Origin of the sequence: Streptomyces sp. NPDC002138, from assembly GCF_040296485.1 — a bacterium.
In the GTDB taxonomy this organism is placed as follows: Bacteria; Actinomycetota; Actinomycetes; order Streptomycetales; family Streptomycetaceae; genus Streptomyces.
This window is the reverse complement of record NZ_JBEOXE010000166.1, coordinates 1-1,414: the sequence shown is the minus strand read 5'-3', so window position 1 is coordinate 1,414 and position 1,414 is coordinate 1. Positions and strand designations below refer to the sequence as shown.

The 1,414-nt window shown below is 65.0% G+C and carries 1 protein-coding gene; it reads left to right on the top strand.

What is annotated here, in order from left to right:
• Positions 1-20 precede the first annotated feature (20 nt).
• Positions 21-1,414 (top strand): non-ribosomal peptide synthetase (locus ABT084_RS37860; RefSeq protein ID WP_351054391.1); only part of this gene is annotated, 1,394 nt, incomplete at its 3' end.

Here is a 1,414-nt window from a genome sequence, read left to right as displayed (position 1 = left end):
CCGTTGAGGTGTTGGGTGGTGTGGAGCGTCGTCGGGTGGTGTCGGAGTGGAATGACACTGCGGTGGAGTTCGGGTCTGGTTTGGTGCCGGAGTTGTTTGCGGCGCAGGTGGTGCGGTCGCCGGATGCGGTGGCTGTGGTGTGTGGTGAAGAGGTTTTGTCGTTCGCGGAGTTGGATGGGCGGGCGAATCGGCTGGCGTGTTTCCTGGTGGCGCAGGGTGTGGGTGTGGAGTCGTTGGTGGCTTTGTGTCTGCCTCGTGGGGTGGACATGGTCGTGTCGATTCTGGCGGTGTGGAAGGCGGGTGCGGGGTATCTGCCGGTGGATCCGGAGTATCCGGCGGAGCGGATCGCGTTCACGCTGGCTGATAGTGGTGCGGCTCTGCTGCTGACGGATGAGGAGATTCTGGAGGACCTGCCGGCGGGTCGGGTGCGGATGGTGGCGCTTGATGAGGCGTTGACGGTGATGCAGCTGGCGGCTGTTTCTCCGGTGGCGCCTGAGGTGTCGGTGGCGGGTGCGGGTCTGGCGTATGTGATTTATACGTCGGGTTCGACGGGCCGGCCGAAGGGTGTGGCGGTTTCTCATGAGGGTCTGGCGAATTACGTCTGCTGGGCGGCGGGTGCGTATGGGGCTGTGGGTGGTGCGCCGCTGCATTCCTCGCTGGCGTTCGACTTGACGGTGACCAGTGTGCTGGTGCCTTTGGTGTCGGGTTCGCCTGTGGTGGTCAGTCGTGAGGGTGGGGCTGAGGGTCTGGCGGAGGTGGTGCGTCAGTCTGCCGGGTTTGGTCTGGTGAAGGTCGTACCGGGTCATCTTCCGTTGCTGGGCGAGCTGCTTTCGGATGCCGAGGCTGCGGGGATGGCCGGCACGGTGGTGGTGGGTGGTGAGGCGTTGACGGGTGCTTCGGTGCGTGCGTGGCTGGAGCGGGCGCCGGGTTCGGTGGTGGTCAATGAGTACGGTCCGACGGAGGCGGTGGTCGGGTGCTGTGTTCTTGAGGTTCGTGCGGGTGATGAGGTCGGTGAGTCGGTTGCGATCGGGCGTCCGATTGCGAATACGCAGCTGTATGTGCTGGATGGCCGGCTCCGGCCGGTTCCGGTGGGTGTGGCGGGTGAGCTGTATATCGCGGGTGTGCAGTTGGCGCGTGGGTATGTGCGGCGTGCGGGTCTGACGGCTGAGCGGTTTGTGGCGTGTCCGTTTGAGCCGGGTGTGCGGATGTATCGCAGTGGTGATGTGGCGCGGTGGGCTGCGGATGGCCGGCTTGAGTATGTGGGTCGTGCGGATGAGCAGGTGAAGGTCCGTGGTTTCCGGATTGAGCCGGGTGAGGTCCGGTCGGTGGTCGCGGGGCATGCGTATGTTGCGCAGGCGGCGGTGATCGCGCGTGAGGATGTTCCGGGTGATGTGCGGCTGGTTGCTTATGTGGT